We start from the raw sequence: 15,718 nt of genomic DNA, 5'->3' as shown, positions 1-15,718 counted from the left end.
TTCGCTCGCTTACACAATCGGTTGACGTTTGGCCTGCACCACGCCGCGGTTGGCCAGCAGATCGGCCTGCTCATTGCCCGGATGGCCGGTATGCCCGCGCACCCATTTCCAGCTGACCTGATGACGATTGACCTGCTCGTCGAGCTGCTGCCAAAGATCGGCGTTCTTAACCGGCTGCTTGCTGGCCGTTTTCCAGCCGCGCTTCTTCCAGTTCGGCAGCCAATCGTTGATGCCCTGCATCACGTACTGAGAGTCGGTCACCAGACACACCTGGCAGGGACGCTTGAGCTCGGCAAGCGCACGAATCGCCGCCATCAGCTCCATGCGGTTGTTGGTCGTCTGCGCCTCGCCGCCCCAGAGCTCGCGTTTGACACCCTTATATATCAGTAGCGCCCCCCAGCCACCGGGGCCCGGATTACCTTTGCAGGCGCCATCCGTATAGATTTCGACCAGCTCGTCGCTCATGAGAAAGTGCTTACCCTGTCAATCGGAATGGCGTGGTGCAAGGGTGCCGACGCTCGATTACTCGGCATCCCGGCGGCTGACCTTGGCCACCGGCAGCGGCAGCAGCTTGCCCATGCGCTCGCGGCGCTGCTCACGCAGCGGGCGCAAGCCGATCATCAGCTTGCGCGCCACCAGGACGTAGAATCCGCCATTTGGCGCCTGCAAACGCTGCCCCAGCGACTCCAGCCGCAGCAGGCGCGATTGCCACTCGCCCGAAGAAAGCGGCGGACAATAGCACCCGAAACGCCGATTCTCCAGCGCAAATCCGAGCAGGTTGAGCCAGTCCGCGACCCGTGTCGGACGAATGCAGCGGGCCTGCCGCAACGGCTCGCGCGACACCAGACGACGGGCACCCCACAGGCTCCAGGGATTGATACCGACGATCAGCAAATGTCCGCCCGGACGCACGCTTCGCGCCGCTTCCCGCAACAAGGCGTGCGGGGACAGACTGAAATCCAGGCCGTGTTGCAGCAGCACCACGTCGGCCGCGTGCTCGCCGAGCGGCCAGGCCTGCTCCTCGCAGACAATTTCCACCCCGGCAAACGCTGCCCCAAGCCTGACGCTACGTTTGATCTTCGGCGGCACGACCGAGGCGCCGGAAAACGGGCCGTAATGCACCAGATAGCTGCCGAAGCAGCGATTCAATTCATCACCGAGTACGCGCTGCTCCTGCTCGAGCAGCTGACGCCCCAGCGGGCCGGCGAACCAGTCGTTGGCCTCTGCGATCATGCGCAGCCACTGGTCGTTTGCCTGGGCGCAAGGTTGCGGTTTCATCGTTGGGCTCCTTTGCTCGGTCCTGCCTTCGATGTCAGTTTCGCTAGGTTTACGCTCGCCGATGTCCTGCTAGGATGCGCCTTTGTCACTGTCTTGGCGACCCGACCATGCTGAAGATCGAGGCACTGCCCGCGTTCACCGACAACTATATCTGGCTGCTGCAGGATGACACGCAACGCCGCTGCGTAGCGGTCGATCCCGGCGATGCTGCGCCAGTACTGGGATGGCTGGCGGCCAATCCGGACTGGCAACTGACCGATATCCTCGTCACCCATCACCATCATGACCACGTCGGCGGTATTGCCTCGCTGAAGGCGGGCACCGGCGCTCGCGTTCACGGCCCAGCCAACGAACGTATTCCCGGTTGCGATCACGCCCTGCAAGACGGCCAGCGAATTCGGATTCTCGGCCATGAGTTGCTCGTATTGGCGGTTCCGGGCCATACCCTTGGACATATTGCCTATTACCATCACGATGACGAACAGCCGTGGCTGCTGAGTGGTGACACGCTGTTCGCCGCTGGCTGCGGGCGCCTGTTCGAGGGCACGCCACAGCAGATGCACGAATCGTTGCAGCGTCTGGCGGCATTGCCGGAACGCACACTCGTCTACTGCACCCATGAGTACACGCTAAGCAACCTACGCTTCGCCACGGCGGTGGAACCGAACAATTGCGAGATCGGCAAACGCTTGCAGGATGTTACCGAGCGCCGCGCGGCAAACCGCAGCAGCCTGCCCACGCGAATCGATCTCGAGTTGGCGACCAATCCCTTCCTACGCTGCGGAATAGGCGCCGTACGCGCGGCCACGCAAGCACACAGCGAGACCGAATTGAAAGCGTCAGCAGAGGTTTTTGCGGCACTGCGCGCCTGGAAAGATCGGTTCTGAACAACCTCGACGGGTTCCCGAAACGCGGCAGTGCGCTTGACCCACCGGAACCCGGTTTCTAGAATCCGGCGAATTTTATTTCCCGGAAAACCTCCAGCCAATGCCGCCAGCGCCCAGAAGACGCTGCGTTCCAGACGCCTTGGCAGCCTCTGGACGCGCACTCGCCGCCGCCCTCTGCGTGGCCCTTGCGGGCTGCCAGAGCAACGCGCCGCAGGATTACTCATCCACTCGTTCGGTGACCCCTCTCACCATCGAGCAGGATCCTCTGTGGCTGTCGGACAAGTCCGTGGCACCGGAGCACGAGGACATCTGGGAACGCATTCGCGATGGTTTCATGCTGCAGGAGCACCTGGACAGCAATCCGCGCATCGAACAGCAGCGTCTTCTGTTTGCGAGCCGTCCCGGCTCCGTTCAAACGGCGACCGCCCGCGGTGGGCCGTACATTCATTACATCGTCGAACGACTGGAAGAGCGCGACATGCCGCTGGAGCTGGCGCTGCTACCAGTAATCGAAAGCTCCTACGACCCCTTCGCCTACTCCCCAGCCCACGCGGTAGGCCTGTGGCAGTTCATCCCCTCTACCGGCCGCCATTTCAACCTGCGTCAGACCAATTGGTACGACGGCCGACGCGACATCACTGCCTCGACCAACGCAGCCCTGCGCTACCTGAGCTATCTGCACGGTCTGTTCAACGGCGACTGGCTGTTGGCCCTCGCGGCCTACAACGCTGGCGAAGGAACCGTCAGCCGTGCCATCGAACGCAACCAGAAGCTCGGCCTGCCGACCGATTACTGGAACCTGCCACTGCCGCGCGAAACGCGTGACTACGTACCCAAGCTGCTTGCGCTGTCGCAACTGGTCAACGCGCCGGAAGCCTACGGCATTACGCTCAGCCCAATCGCCAACGAGCCCTACTTCGAGGTGGTGACGCTCAAGCAGCGCATGGACCTGGCGCAGATCGCGCAGATGGCGGACCTTGATGAAGACGAGCTCTATCAGCTGAATCCGGCATTCACCCGGCGTATCACGCTCGACGGCCCGCAGCAGCTGTTGGTACCGCTGGACAAGGCCGAAATGCTGACTGCTAACCTGGCGCTGATGAAGCCGCAGGACATGGCCAACTGGCAGCAGTACAGCGTACGACCGGGCGACACCCTCAGCAGCATTGCCGAGCGCCATCAGGTCAGTGTCACCACGCTGCGCGACCTCAATCGTCTGCGCAGCAACCGGCTACGCATCGGTCAGGTCCTCAGCATTCCCTCGCGCATTGGCAGCGAACCGGCAGGTGAGTTGCTCCAGGCCGTCGCGCGCCGCACGCCTAGTGCGCCGCGTAGCTATCGCGTCAAGGCCGGCGACAACCTATGGGATATTGCCAAGGCCCAGCGGGTGTCGGTACGCGATCTCCAGCGCTGGAACAAGCTCTCCGGCAGCAGCTTGAAGGTAGGTCAGGCGCTCTTTCTGCAAGGCCCGGCGCCCGCGAGCGCCACCAAGGCAGCGGCACCGACTTACTACAAGGTACGCAAGGGCGATTCGCTGTACCAGATCGCCAAACGCTTCAACGTCCACGTCAGCAAGTTGAAGAACTGGAATCCCAAGGGGACACAGGTGCTGCGCCCCGGACAGCTGCTCACGCTCTACCTGCCGAACTGATCGCGCGTCAGCTGCGCCGCGATAGCGATGCGAGACAACGCCCGACCAACTGGGTGAAGCGCTGGAACGCCACGAACTGCTCATGCTTGAGCGCGCGCGCCGATATTCGACAATCGGCGTACAGCACACCGATCTCATGGGTGCCCGCCATGAGCGGCGCAATGAAGAACATGCCTTTGCCCAGCCACTGCCGGATCGGTTGCGTCACCAGGTCCTCAAGGTTGTAACTGGCCGGCACCCCCATCCAGAGCGATTGCCGCTGACGCAGGGCGTAACTGAAGATGTGCGGCTGTTCGGGCTGCTCGGCCGGAAGCAGGAACTCTTCCGCCCACTTCTGAGTGCCCTCGCCGATCGCGCCACGTACTCGGAAGCACGTCTGCCGGTCGGCCAGCACAGCGACCATCACCCGCTCCAGCCCGGCGCCGTAATGAAGCCCGTCGAGCAGCGTTTGCAGAATCAACCCAACATCGCCACCACGCGTCGCCATCAGCCCCAGATCCTGCAAGGCCTGCTGCATCTTCAGCAGATTCGGTTGCAGCAGACTGGCCTGGCGCTGCGACTGCTGCAGCTGAATCTGCTCCGGATCGGTGCTGGGAATCAGTCGACACAGCCTATCGGCGCCGAACGTCGAGGCGACCTCCACCGCCTCGTCGGCGCTGGCCAGGATCAGTCGCAGCGCATCCTCTTCGGTCACGCCGGTAAAGGCGGCGTACTCGCTGATAAGTCCGCTCATGCGTGACGATCCCCAGCCCTCCAGCGCCGCCTCGCTGATCCGCACACCGAGCGACACCGAGCGCACCCCGGCATCGCTGCTGCTGGCTGCACTGTGCGCGAGCGAGATCAGCTCGCCGAGGTTCCAGCTCTTGGTCAGTCCCAACGTCAGTTGGCGGAAACTTGTACCCAGCACCTGCTGTACGGCCTCCTCGGCCTTCACTCCGGGCTGCGCAAGCATCGCCGCCAGTTCATCAGCCTGCTCGCCACCGCAGCCCCAGAACGCCAACTCGCCGACGTTGAACAGCAGCGCTGCGATGAACACCTCTTCCTCGTGGCGCGGCATCACATAGCCGGAAACATTGCGTGCCTGTACCGCTGCATGAAAGGAGCGAGCCAGCAATTCCTGCAGTTGGTGTCGCGGCGCCCGGTCGAGCAAGCCGTCAATCAGGCTCACCGACAGGCTGATCAGGCGGACGTTGTCGAAGCCGATCATGACGATCGCGCGGGTGATCGTCTTGATGGCCTCCTGCGAGGGGTTGTAATAGCTGCTGTTGCCGATCCGCAGGACCTTCGAGGTGAGCGCCGCGTCGCGCAACAGGACATCGGCCAGTTGTTGCACCGAAGCATGCTGCTCCTGGGTCAGCCGCTGCAGGTCCTGGACCACCCCGGCCAGCGCCGGCAATTCGGATTGGTTCAGGCGTTCGATCCAAGCCTGCAAACCCTGACTACGTGCACCCAACGCAGGCCACCTTGCCGCTTCGACGGCATATTTAATTAGCTGGCAGTTTGCCCGACTCCATCTGCCTTTTTCCAGCGCAGACAAGCTGTTACTGTACCCGGCCGAGAAGCCCGAAAGCGCCATGGATCGGATTCCCAGCCTGATGCGATGCCTGTTCTCGTTACTCACCTGCCTGGTCTTGAGCTTTCCCGCCCTCGCAACCATCAGCGAAAGCCACGGTTATGCGCAGTTCGGCGTCCTCAAGTATCCGGCGACATTCACCCATTTCGATTGGGTGAATCCCGAAGCGCCCAAGGGCGGCCTTCTCAAGCTGATGGCCTTCGGCACGTTCGACACGCTCAATCCCTATACCTTCAAGGGCACCAGCCCGAGTGCCACTCCGGATTTCCTCGAATATGGCATCAGCGAGCTGAACGAGCCGCTGATGGTTGGCACTGGCTTTTACGACCCCTCCGGAGACGAGCCGGCGTCAAGCTACGGGCTGATCGCCGAATCGATCGAGTACAGCGAGAACCCAAGCTGGGTGGTGTTCAACCTGCGCAAGCAGGCGCGGTTTCACGATGGCCAGCCGATCACCGCCTATGACGTCGCCTTCTCCTATCGGCTGCTGACCCGCGACGGCCACCCGCGTTATCGGACCAACCTGCAGGGCGTCAAGCGGATCGACATCCTCTCGCGCCATCGCATCCGCTTCGTCTTCGAGCAGCCGAATGCACTGCTCATCCAACGCATCGGCGAGCTACCGGTACTGCCGCAGCACTACTGGAAAGGTCGCGATTTCAAGGCAACTACCTTCGATCCGCCGCTCGGCAGCGGACCTTATCGCCTGGTCGAGGTGCTGCCCGGACGCAAGCTGGTTTTCGAGCGGGTAAAGGATTGGTGGGGCGAAGACCTGGCAGTCAATCGCGGCAAGTACAACTTCAACCGCGTCGACGTGGAGTTCTATCGCGACAACACGGTGGCGTTCGAAGCGTTCAAGGTCGGCGAGTTCGATTTCTTCATCGAGCATCAGGCCAAGAACTGGGCCAATGGCTACCAGTTCCCGGCGCTGGCGCGCGGCGAGATCATCCGGGCCGAGATACCTCACCGGATTCCCAGCAACACCCAGGCGCTGTTCATGAACAACCGCCGTCCGGCATTCGCCGACCAGCGCGTGCGCGAAGCGCTGGGCATGCTGTTCGATTTCGAATGGACCAACCGGGCCTTGTTCTACTCCGCCTACCAGCGCAGCGAGAGCTACTACCCCAACAGCGAATTCGCCGCGGTCGGTAAACCGGAAGGCAGCGAGTGGCTGCAGCTCTCGCCGTTTCGCGAACAGTTGCCGGCCAGGCTCTTCAGCGAACCATTCCAGCTGCCACGCACGGACGGCCATGGCATCCCGCGCGACACGCTGCGCCAAGCGCTGGCGTTGCTCGCCGAAGCCGGCTGGAAACTCTCGGGCGAGTACCTGCTCGATCGCAGCGGGCGGCCGCTGAGTTTCGAGATTCTTCTAGTCAACCCGCGCCTGGAGCGAATCCTGCAGCCCTATGTGGCGAATCTCGCGCGCATCGGCATCCAGGCGCACCTGCGCACCGTCGACGGCGCCCAGTACAAGCAGCGTCTGGACCAATACGATTACGACATGATCCTCACCACCCTGGCGCAGAGTCTCAGCCCCGGCATCGAGCAGTGGCTGTACTTCCATTCCAGTCAGGTCGATGTGAAGGGCGGGCGCAACTATGCCGGTATCGCCAACCCGGTGGTCGACGCCCTGCTGGAGAAACTCCTTGCTGCCAGCACACGTGACGAGCAGGTGGCGATCAGTCGTGCCATCGATCGCGTCCTGCTGTGGAATCACTACACCATTCCCAACTGGTTCATCAGCAATCATCGCCTGGCCTACCGCAACCGGTTCGCCCATGCCGCCACGCCGCCCTACACACTGGGGCTGCGCACCTGGTGGCTGAAGGACCTGGAGACAGCCAAATGATCACTTACATCCGCCCCGCCCTGCTTCGCAGCGGACTGTTCGGTCTGCTTTGCGTCGCCGCGCTTTCCGACGCCGCGCCCCGTCATGCGCTGACGCTCTATGACGAGAAGCCGAAATATTCGGCCGACTTCAGCCACTTCGAGTACGCCAATCCCGATGCCCCCAAGGGCGGCACGCTGCGTCAGGCCGGATTTGGCAGCTTCGACTCGCTCAATCCCTTCGTCAACAAGGGTGTCGCCGCCGACGACATCGGTCTGATCTACGACACGCTCACCACCAACAGTCTGGACGAGCCATTCACCGTCTATGGCCTGCTTGCCGAGAAGATCGAAAAGGGTCCGAACAACAGCTGGGTGCGCTTCCATCTGCGCCCGCAGGCGCGTTTCCACGATGGCCAGCCGGTGACCGCCGAGGACGTGGTATTTACCTTCGAGACCCTGATGAGCCAGGGCGCGCCGCATTACCGCGGCTATTACGCCGATGTGGCGAAGGTGACAGCCGAAAGCCAGCGTCGCGTGCGCTTCGATTTCAAACATGCCGGCAACCGCGAGCTGCCGATGATCCTTGGTCAGCTGCCGGTACTGCCCAAGCATTGGTGGGAAGGTCGCGACTTCGCCTCCGGCAGCCTGGAACCGCCGCTGGGCAGCGGACCGTATCGCGTCGAGGAAGTCCAGGCGGGCCGTTCCATCCGCTACGCCCGGGTGAAGGACTACTGGGGCAAGGATCTGGCGGTCAATCGCGGCTTCTACAATTTCGACCGTCTGGTCTTCGACTATTACCGCGACAACACCGTGGCCTTGCACGCATTCAAGGCCGGACACTTCGACTACTGGCTGGAGACCAGTGCGAAGAACTGGGCAACCGCCTATGACATCGCTGCGGTGAGTGACGGCCGGATCATCAAGGAGGAAATTGCCAATCACAACCCGACCGGCATGCAGGGCTTCATCTTCAATATCCGCCGCCCCCTGCTGCAGGACCGTCGGGTTCGTGAGGCGCTGGCATTGCTGTTCGATTTCGAATGGACCAATCGCCAGCTGTTCAATGGCGCCTATACCCGCACCCGTAGCTATTTCGACAACTCCGAGCTGGCCTCCAGCGGCCTGCCGGAGAAGGCGGAGCTGAAACTACTCGAGCCCCTGCGCGGCAAGATCCCGGAGGAAGTCTTCGAACAGCCCTTCGACCTGCCCAAGACCGACGCCAACGGCATCATTCGCGAGCAGCAACGCCGCGCCTACCGCCTGCTCACCGAAGCCGGCTGGCAGGTGCGGGACGATCGAATGGTCGATGCCGATGGCAAGCCGATGAAGCTGGAATTTTTGCTGGTACAGGCCGAGTTCGAGCGTGTCCTGCTGCCGTACAAGCGCAACCTGGCCGAACTGGGGATCGAGCTCGAGATCCGCCGCGTGGACGTCTCGCAGTACATCAATCGGCTGCGCTCACGCGATTACGACATGATTGTCAGCGGCTTCGGCCAGTCCAACTCGCCCGGCAACGAGCAGCGCGAATATTGGCATTCGGCGAGCGCCGACAACCCCGGCAGCCGCAACTTCATCGGTTTGAAGGACCCGGCCATCGACAGCCTGGTGGAGCAGCTGATCGCCGCCGACTCGCGCCGGGAACTGGTGACCCGCACGCGCGCGCTGGACCGTGTCCTGCTCTGGGGGCACTATGTGGTTCCCAACTGGCATATCAAGACCTGGCGCGTCGCCTACTGGAATCACCTTGCGCACCCTGAGACCACGCCGCGGCAGGATATCGGCCTGATGACCTGGTGGAAGAAACCCGACGCAGCCGCCCCGGTCGCCAAGCCCGTCGACGAGCGCAGCGGGAAGCCGGCCGGCGAGACGGAGCACTGAAATGCTGGCTTATATCGTTCGCCGTCTTTTGCTGATCATCCCGACGCTGTTCGGCATCCTGCTGATCAACTTCATCATCATTCAGGCCGCTCCCGGCGGGCCGGTCGAACAGGCCATCGCCAAGCTGGAAGGCTTCGAAGGTGCCACCAGCCGGATCGCCGGCGGCGGCTCGGAGGTTTCCGTAGCGGGCACCAGTTACCGCGGCGCGCAAGGCCTGGATCCCGAGCTGGTGGCCGAGATCGAGCGTCTCTACGGCTTCGACAAACCGCCCGCCGAGCGCTTCTGGATCATGCTCAGCAATTACCTGCGGCTGGACTTCGGCGAGAGCTTCTTTCGCGATGCGTCGGTCACCGAGCTGATCGTCGAGAAGATGCCGGTATCGATCTCGCTCGGGCTGTGGAGCACGCTGATCATGTATCTGGCGTCGATCCCTCTCGGTATCGCCAAGGCCACACGCCACGGCAGCACCTTCGACGTCTGGACCAGTTCGGCGATCATCGTCGGCTACGCGATTCCGGCATTCCTCTTTGCGATCCTGCTGATCGTGCTGTTCGCCGGCGGTAGCTACTGGAACTGGTTTCCGCTACGAGGTCTGACGTCCGGTAACTTCGAGGAACTCAGTCTAGGGGGCAAGATTCTCGACTACTTCTGGCATCTGGCTCTGCCGGTGACCGCACTGGTCATCGGCAACTTCGCTACGCTGACGCTGCTGACCAAGAACAGTTTCCTCGACGAAATCAACAAACAGTACGTGATCACCGCCCGCGCCAAGGGCCTGAGCAAGAACCGTGTGCTTTACGGCCATGTGTTCCGCAATGCCATGCTGATCATCATCGCCGGCTTCCCGTCGGCGTTCATCGGCATGTTCTTCACCGGCTCGCTGCTGATCGAGGTGATCTTCTCCCTGGACGGCCTCGGCCTGCTGAGTTTCGAGGCAGCGATCAATCGCGACTATCCGGTGGTGTTCGGCACCCTCTTCCTCTTCACCCTGCTCGGCCTGGTGGTAAAACTGATCGGCGACCTGACCTACACCTTGGTCGATCCGCGCATCGACTTCGAAAGCAGGGAGGCCTGATATGCAGTTGTCTCCCCTCAATCAGCGTCGGCTGGCGCTGTTCAAGGCGCACAAGCGTGGCTGGTGGTCGCTGTGGGTCTTCCTTGCGCTGTTCGTGCTCAGCCTGGGCGCGGAGCTGATCGCCAACGACAAGCCGATTGTCGTGCGCTATGACGGTGAATGGTTCTTCCCGGTGTTCAAGCGTTACCCGGAAACGACTTTTGGCGGCGAATTTCCGCTACAGGCCAACTACAAGAGTCCATACATCCGCGAGCTCATCGAGGCCGGCGATGGCTGGATGATCTGGCCGCCGATTCCGTTCGACTATTCGAGCATCAACTATGACCTGCAGGTTCCGGCACCCGCGCCGCCCTCGCTGCACAACTGGCTGGGCACCGACGATCAGGGCCGCGACGTACTGGCGCGGGTGATCTACGGGTTTCGTATTTCGGTGCTGTTCGCCTTGACTCTGACGCTGATCAGCTCGGTCATCGGCGTCATCGCCGGTGCGCTACAGGGCTTCTATGGCGGCTGGGTGGACCTGGTCGGCCAGCGAGTGCTGGAAATCTGGTCGGGCCTGCCGGTGCTTTATTTGCTGATCATCCTGGCGAGCTTCGTGCAGCCGAATTTCTGGTGGCTGCTGGGCATCATGCTGTTGTTCTCCTGGATGAGCCTGGTGGACGTGGTGCGCGCCGAATTCCTGCGCGGGCGCAACCTGGAGTACGTCCGCGCGGCCCGCGCGCTGGGCATGCAGAACGGTGCGATCATGTTCCGCCACATCCTGCCCAACGCCATGGTTTCGACCATGACCTTCATGCCATTCATCCTCACCGGCGCCATCGGCACCCTGACGGCTCTGGATTTTCTCGGTTTCGGTCTGCCCCCGGGCGCGCCGTCGCTCGGCGAACTGGTCGCTCAGGGTAAATCCAACCTGCAGGCGCCGTGGCTGGGTATCAGTGCCTTTGTCGTGCTGGCGCTGATGCTGACGCTGCTGGTGTTCATCGGCGAAGCCGCCCGCGATGCCTTCGATCCGAGGAAATAGGATGGCCGAGAATCTGATTGAAGTACGCGAACTCGCCGTCGAGTTCACCCACGGCAGCCAGGCCCAGCGTGTAGTCGAGGGAGTCAGCTTCGATATCCGCCGGGGCGAGACACTCGCGTTAGTCGGTGAAAGCGGCTCGGGCAAATCGGTCACCGCACATTCGATTTTGCGCCTGCTGCCCTACCCGCTGGCGCGCCACCCTGCGGGGCGGATTCTCTATGGCGGCGAAGACCTGCTGCAGGCCGACGAGAAGCGTATGCGCGGCATTCGCGGCAATCGCATTGCAATGGTGTTCCAGGAGCCGATGACGTCGCTCAACCCGTTGCACACGGTCGGCAGGCAGATCAACGAAGTGCTGGAAATCCATAAGGGCCTGCGCGGCAAGGCCGCTACCGCTCGGACCCTGGAGCTGCTCGAGCTGGTAGGCATTCCCGATCCGCGCGAGCGCATCCGTGCCTATCCGCACGAACTTTCCGGCGGGCAACGGCAGCGCGTGATGATCGCGATGGCGCTGGCTAACGAGCCGGAACTGCTGATCGCTGACGAGCCGACCACCGCGCTGGACGTCACTGTTCAGCTGAAGATCCTGGAGCTGCTGCGCGACCTGCAGAACCGCCTGGGCATGGCCATGCTGCTGATCAGTCACGATCTCAATCTCGTGCGGCGCGTGGCGCATCGCGTATGTGTCATGCAGCGCGGTTGTGTCGTCGAACAGGCATCGTGTGAAGAGCTGTTTCGCTCGCCGCAGCATCCATACACCCGCGAACTGCTGGCGGCGGAGCCTAGCGGCAGTCCGCTGGCGGTCGAGGCGGCAGAGCCACTGCTGGAAGTCGACGACCTGCGCGTCTGGTTTCCAATCAAGAAGGGCTTGCTGCGGCGCACCGTGGACCATGTGAAAGCCGTGGATGGCGTCAGTTTCAGCCTGCCAAAGGGGCAGACACTGGGCATTGTCGGTGAAAGCGGTTCCGGTAAGTCGACGCTGGGTCTGGCGATTCTCCGTCTGATCGGCAGTCGCGGAGCCGTTCGTTTCCAGCAGCGCGATCTACAGTTGCTTTCGCAGCGCGAAATTCGCCCGCTGCGACGGCAGATGCAGGTGGTATTCCAGGATCCGTTCGGCAGTCTGAGTCCACGCATGTCAGTGGGCCAGATCATCGGCGAAGGATTGCGCATCCACCGCATGGGCAGTGCGGCCGAGCAGGAACAGGTGATCATCGATGCACTGCGGGAGGTAGGCCTGGATCCGGAAACCCGGCATCGCTACCCGCATGAGTTTTCCGGCGGGCAACGGCAACGTATTGCCATTGCCCGGGCTCTGGTATTGAAGCCGGCGTTGATACTGCTCGACGAGCCCACCTCGGCGCTTGATCGAACGGTGCAACGCCAAGTGGTTGAGCTCCTGCGCTCGTTGCAGGCCAAGTACAACCTGACCTACCTGTTCATCAGCCATGATCTGGCGGTGGTCAGGGCGCTGAGCCACCAGATGATGGTGGTCAAGCAAGGTCAGGTGGTGGAACAAGGTGCGGCCGCCGATATTTTTGCTGCACCGCAACATCCATATACACAGCAGTTGCTGGAATCCGCCTTCATGGCGCCCGGCACTGCCGAACAACCAGAAGAGGGACAAGCACATGGGTTTTCTCACCGGTAAGCGCGTACTGATCGTCGGCGTTGCCAGTAAACTGTCGATCGCCTCGGGCATCGCCGCCGCCATGCACCGTGAGGGCGCCGAACTGGCGTTCACTTATCAGAACGACAAGCTCAAGGGTCGCGTCGAGGAGTTCGCCGCCGGCTGGGGCTCCAGCGCCGAGATGTGCTTCCCCTGCGACGTCGCCAACGACGCGGATATCGCCAAGGTATTCGAGGAGCTGAGCAAGAAGTGGGATGGCCTGGACTGCATCGTCCACTCCGTCGGCTTCGCCCCGGGCGACCAGCTCAATGGTGATTTCACCGAAGTCACTACCCGCGAAGGCTTCAAGATCGCCCACGACATCAGCGCCTACAGCTTCGTAGCACTGGCCAAGGCGGGTCGCGAAATGATGAAAGGCCGTAACGGCAGCCTGCTGACCCTTTCCTACCTGGGCGCCGAGCGCACCATGCCCAACTACAACGTGATGGGCATGGCCAAGGCCTCGCTGGAAGCGGGCGTGCGCTACCTGGCCACCAGCCTCGGCCCGGAGGGCACCCGCGTGAACTGCGTCTCCGCAGGCCCCATCCGCACCCTCGCTGCGAGTGGCATCGCCAGCTTCCGCAAGATGCTCGCTGCCAACGAGAAGCAGACCCCGCTGCGTCGCAACGTGACCATCGAGGAAGTAGGCAACGCCGGCGCCTTCCTCTGCTCGGATCTGGCCTCGGGTATCAGCGGCGAGATTCTCTATGTCGACGGCGGTTTCAACACCACCGCAATGGGCTCTCTGGAAGACTGATCGCTTCGCGAGATACAAAAAACCCGCGTTTAACGCGGGTTTTTTGTATCTGCGGATCGTGCGTCAGTAGCGTTCGATTTCTGCCTGTTCCTGCAGTTTCTGGCGATAGGCGGCAAAGTCTTGCTGGCCAGCCCGCGAAGCCAGGAAGCGCCGATAGTTATCGCGCTCCGCATCGGAAAGTGCTTGCTCCGGTTCATTCACGCCATTGAGTCGCAGCAACACGAAGTCCCCGTTGGCCAATGGCATTCCGGCATAGGTCGGCTGATCCTTGGCGGCAGGTTTGGGCATACGAAAAACAGCCTGCAACACGGCCGGCTGCACACCTTCCTGATTACGGGTAGCAGCCTCGACGACCTGCCACTGCCGCTCAACAACCTGACCATCGCGCAGCTTCGTCAGCAACTCCTCGCCTTCGCTACGTGCTTTCTCGGCAGCTTTGCTACGTTGCAGCTGCTGCACGATCGCGTCACGCACCTGATCGAGCTCCAGTGCTTTTGCTTCAAGGTGCTGCTTGACCCGCACGACAACCGTGGTGTTCGGGTCAAGCTCGATTACCGAGCTGTTCGCGCCGTCGACCAATACCTCGTCGCTGAACGCAGCCTGAATGACCTGCCTGTTGGCAGCGATACCTTCTCCACCTTCACGCGGAAACGCTGGCGTGGTCTGTACAGTAAGGCCCAGTTCCTGCGCTGGCTGCGCTAGGTCCGAAGCTTCGAATGCCGAATCTTCCAGCTGCTTGCTCGCCTCGACGAATCGCTGCTCGACTTGCTGCGCCTTGAGCTCCCGCACCAGCTCCGGCTTCATGCTGTCGAAACTCGGAATCTCCGGCGATTGGACACCGAGTAGTTTGATCAGGTGCCAACCGAACTCGGTTTGCACGGGAGCGGACACCTGGCCCTCCTGCAGCGCGTACAGGGCTTCTTCGAAAGCCGGGTCATACACGTCGCGACCGGCAAAACCGAGATCGCCTCCCTCGCTGGCCGACCCCGGATCCTGCGAAAATTCCTTGGCCAGCGCTGCGAAGTCCTCTCCGGCTTGCAGGCGCTTGGAGATGTCCTCAAGCGTGCTCTTTGCGTTGGGATCGCTACCTTCGATCAAGATATGCGCCGCCCGGCGTTGCTCTGACAGGTTAGCAATCTGCTTCTGGTAGAGCTCCTGCAACGCCTCGTCAGATACCTCTACCTGATCGAAAAACGCTTCTTTATTCAGCTCGACGTACTCGAGAACAACCTGCTCGGGCGAACGAAAACGCTCGGCGTTCGCGTCGTAGAACTTGCGAACCTCATCGTCGGTAGGGGTAACTGCGCTCGAGTCCGCAGATACGATTAGGCTGGAGAAATCGCGCGTCTGCATTTCCAGACGGGCGAAATTGTCGACTTGCTGCTCTGTCACGAACCCCGTACCGGAAATGCCGGCACGCAGTTGACCGATCAGCATCTCCTGTTTCAGCAGATCGCGAAACTGCAGGCGCGAATAGCCCATCTGCTGGATCACCTGATCGAAGCGTGCAGCATTGAAGACGCCGTCAACCTGAAACTCGGGTGTCTGCAGGATCAACTGATCCAGCGCCTGGGTCGAAAAGTCGAAGCCGTTTTTCTGTGCGCCCTGAAGCAGCAACGTGCGCTCGACCAACGAACTCAGAGCTGCATCACGAAGCAGCTTATCGTCCAGCAGCGAGGCATCGAAATCACCGCCAAGCTGCTGAGCGAGCTGACGACGCTGCATATTCACTGCCTGATCGAGATCGTAGCGAGAAATCTTCTCGCCATTAACCTCAGCCGCGCTGTTGTCATTGCCTGCGCTATTGAATATCGCGTCGAAGCCCGTCAGTGCCAGAAGCACGACGATGACTCCGATGATGGTCTTGGCAATCCAGCCTTGTGAATTGTCCCTGATGTTCTGAAGCATGCGTCCCCCAAGGAGTCTGCGGCGCGATGGGTTGCGCAGCACGCGGGTCGAACTGGATAAAAGAAAGGCGCATCCAGGGATGCGCCTTCTCGGAGTTTTGCGGCAGTTGGGAATCCCAACACTTAACCCACAGATCGTAACTGTCGGCAACCGCCTCGCCAGCGTGACATGTGTCAGCCGCCAGCCGGATAGAA

12 protein-coding genes are annotated in these 15,718 nt (G+C 61.7%); 8 read left to right on the top strand and 4 right to left on the bottom strand.

Translation table 11 applies throughout. From position 1 onward, the window contains the following. Positions 1 to 9: 9 nt before the first annotated feature. Both rnhA and AC0ZJQ_RS08860 read right to left on the bottom strand, forming a co-directional pair. Positions 10 to 465, bottom strand: coding sequence for a ribonuclease HI (gene rnhA, locus AC0ZJQ_RS08865; RefSeq protein WP_008567879.1), 456 nt, complete (start codon positions 463 to 465; stop codon positions 10 to 12). A gap of 57 nt (positions 466 to 522) precedes the next feature. Then, on the bottom strand, positions 523 to 1,278 hold the full coding sequence (locus tag AC0ZJQ_RS08860) for a class I SAM-dependent methyltransferase (RefSeq protein WP_054093069.1): 756 nt from the start codon (positions 1,276 to 1,278) through the stop codon (positions 523 to 525). 107 nt (positions 1,279 to 1,385) lie between these two features. Here AC0ZJQ_RS08860 and gloB point away from each other — a divergent pair, with 107 nt between their 5' ends. Beyond that, entirely contained in the window at positions 1,386 to 2,165 is a 780-nt protein-coding gene (gene gloB / locus AC0ZJQ_RS08855) for a hydroxyacylglutathione hydrolase (RefSeq protein ID WP_155552648.1), read from the top strand. Positions 2,166 to 2,265: 100 nt separating this feature from the next. Further along, the gene (locus AC0ZJQ_RS08850; protein ID WP_178091759.1) at positions 2,266 to 3,816 is read left to right on the top strand and encodes a lytic transglycosylase; all 1,551 of its coding nucleotides are present in this window, start codon (positions 2,266 to 2,268) and stop codon (positions 3,814 to 3,816) included. 7 nt (positions 3,817 to 3,823) lie between these two features. Here AC0ZJQ_RS08850 and AC0ZJQ_RS08845 read toward each other — a convergent pair whose 3' ends face one another. After that, complete coding sequence (locus AC0ZJQ_RS08845; RefSeq protein WP_155552647.1) at positions 3,824 to 5,269, bottom strand: HDOD domain-containing protein; 1,446 nt, start codon at positions 5,267 to 5,269, stop codon at positions 3,824 to 3,826. Positions 5,270 to 5,411: 142 nt separating this feature from the next. Here AC0ZJQ_RS08845 and AC0ZJQ_RS08840 point away from each other — a divergent pair, with 142 nt between their 5' ends. The 6 genes from AC0ZJQ_RS08840 to fabI are packed head-to-tail and all read left to right on the top strand — an operon-like array spanning position 5,412 to position 13,616. Next, the gene (locus AC0ZJQ_RS08840; RefSeq protein ID WP_476477766.1) at positions 5,412 to 7,238 is read left to right on the top strand and encodes an extracellular solute-binding protein; all 1,827 of its coding nucleotides are present in this window, start codon (positions 5,412 to 5,414) and stop codon (positions 7,236 to 7,238) included. After that, positions 7,235 to 9,097, top strand: coding sequence for an extracellular solute-binding protein (locus AC0ZJQ_RS08835; RefSeq protein ID WP_476477684.1), 1,863 nt, complete (start codon positions 7,235 to 7,237; stop codon positions 9,095 to 9,097). Before AC0ZJQ_RS08840 ends, AC0ZJQ_RS08835 begins: the two co-directional genes overlap by 4 nt. Before the next feature lies 1 nt (position 9,098). Further along, positions 9,099 to 10,172, top strand: coding sequence for a microcin C ABC transporter permease YejB (locus AC0ZJQ_RS08830; protein WP_155552645.1), 1,074 nt, complete (start codon positions 9,099 to 9,101; stop codon positions 10,170 to 10,172). 1 nt (position 10,173) lies between these two features. Next, positions 10,174 to 11,193, top strand: coding sequence for an ABC transporter permease (locus AC0ZJQ_RS08825; protein WP_165595438.1), 1,020 nt, complete (start codon positions 10,174 to 10,176; stop codon positions 11,191 to 11,193). 1 nt (position 11,194) lies between these two features. Next, positions 11,195 to 12,841, top strand: a complete 1,647-nt coding sequence (locus AC0ZJQ_RS08820) for an ABC transporter ATP-binding protein (protein WP_102828344.1) — start codon at positions 11,195 to 11,197, stop codon at positions 12,839 to 12,841. After that, a complete protein-coding gene (fabI, locus tag AC0ZJQ_RS08815) occupies positions 12,822 to 13,616 on the top strand; it encodes an enoyl-ACP reductase FabI (RefSeq protein ID WP_301617946.1) in 795 nt (264 codons plus the stop codon). The genes AC0ZJQ_RS08820 and fabI overlap by 20 nt, the downstream gene beginning before the upstream one ends. A gap of 63 nt (positions 13,617 to 13,679) precedes the next feature. Here the strand turns inward: fabI and AC0ZJQ_RS08810 are convergent, their stop codons facing one another. After that, a complete protein-coding gene (locus AC0ZJQ_RS08810) occupies positions 13,680 to 15,524 on the bottom strand; it encodes a SurA N-terminal domain-containing protein (RefSeq protein WP_237264777.1) in 1,845 nt (614 codons plus the stop codon). Positions 15,525 to 15,718 lie beyond the last annotated feature (194 nt).

The sequence above is a fragment of the Stutzerimonas sp. 21-1 genome (assembly GCF_056336065.1).
The sequence above is the reverse complement of the archived record's forward strand: the minus strand, read 5'-3'. Positions and strand labels throughout refer to the sequence as shown.

What these genes read in the sequence shown, in the direction of transcription:
- AC0ZJQ_RS08850 (WP_178091759.1), top strand. Translation starts at nt 2,266, where the DNA reads ATGCCGCCAGCGCCCAGAAGACGCTGCGTTCCAGACGCCTTGGCAGCC.
- gloB (WP_155552648.1), top strand. Translation starts at nt 1,386, where the DNA reads ATGCTGAAGATCGAGGCACTGCCCGCGTTCACCGACAACTATATCTGG.
- fabI (WP_301617946.1), top strand. Translation starts at nt 12,822, where the DNA reads ATGGGTTTTCTCACCGGTAAGCGCGTACTGATCGTCGGCGTTGCCAGT.
- AC0ZJQ_RS08830 (WP_155552645.1), top strand. Translation starts at nt 9,099, where the DNA reads ATGCTGGCTTATATCGTTCGCCGTCTTTTGCTGATCATCCCGACGCTG.
- rnhA (WP_008567879.1), bottom strand. Translation starts at nt 465, where the DNA reads ATGAGCGACGAGCTGGTCGAAATCTATACGGATGGCGCCTGCAAAGGT.
- AC0ZJQ_RS08825 (WP_165595438.1), top strand. Translation starts at nt 10,174, where the DNA reads ATGCAGTTGTCTCCCCTCAATCAGCGTCGGCTGGCGCTGTTCAAGGCG.
- AC0ZJQ_RS08810 (WP_237264777.1), bottom strand. Translation starts at nt 15,524, where the DNA reads ATGCTTCAGAACATCAGGGACAATTCACAAGGCTGGATTGCCAAGACC.
- AC0ZJQ_RS08835 (WP_476477684.1), top strand. Translation starts at nt 7,235, where the DNA reads ATGATCACTTACATCCGCCCCGCCCTGCTTCGCAGCGGACTGTTCGGT.
- AC0ZJQ_RS08860 (WP_054093069.1), bottom strand. Translation starts at nt 1,278, where the DNA reads ATGAAACCGCAACCTTGCGCCCAGGCAAACGACCAGTGGCTGCGCATG.
- AC0ZJQ_RS08820 (WP_102828344.1), top strand. Translation starts at nt 11,195, where the DNA reads ATGGCCGAGAATCTGATTGAAGTACGCGAACTCGCCGTCGAGTTCACC.
- AC0ZJQ_RS08840 (WP_476477766.1), top strand. Translation starts at nt 5,412, where the DNA reads ATGCGATGCCTGTTCTCGTTACTCACCTGCCTGGTCTTGAGCTTTCCC.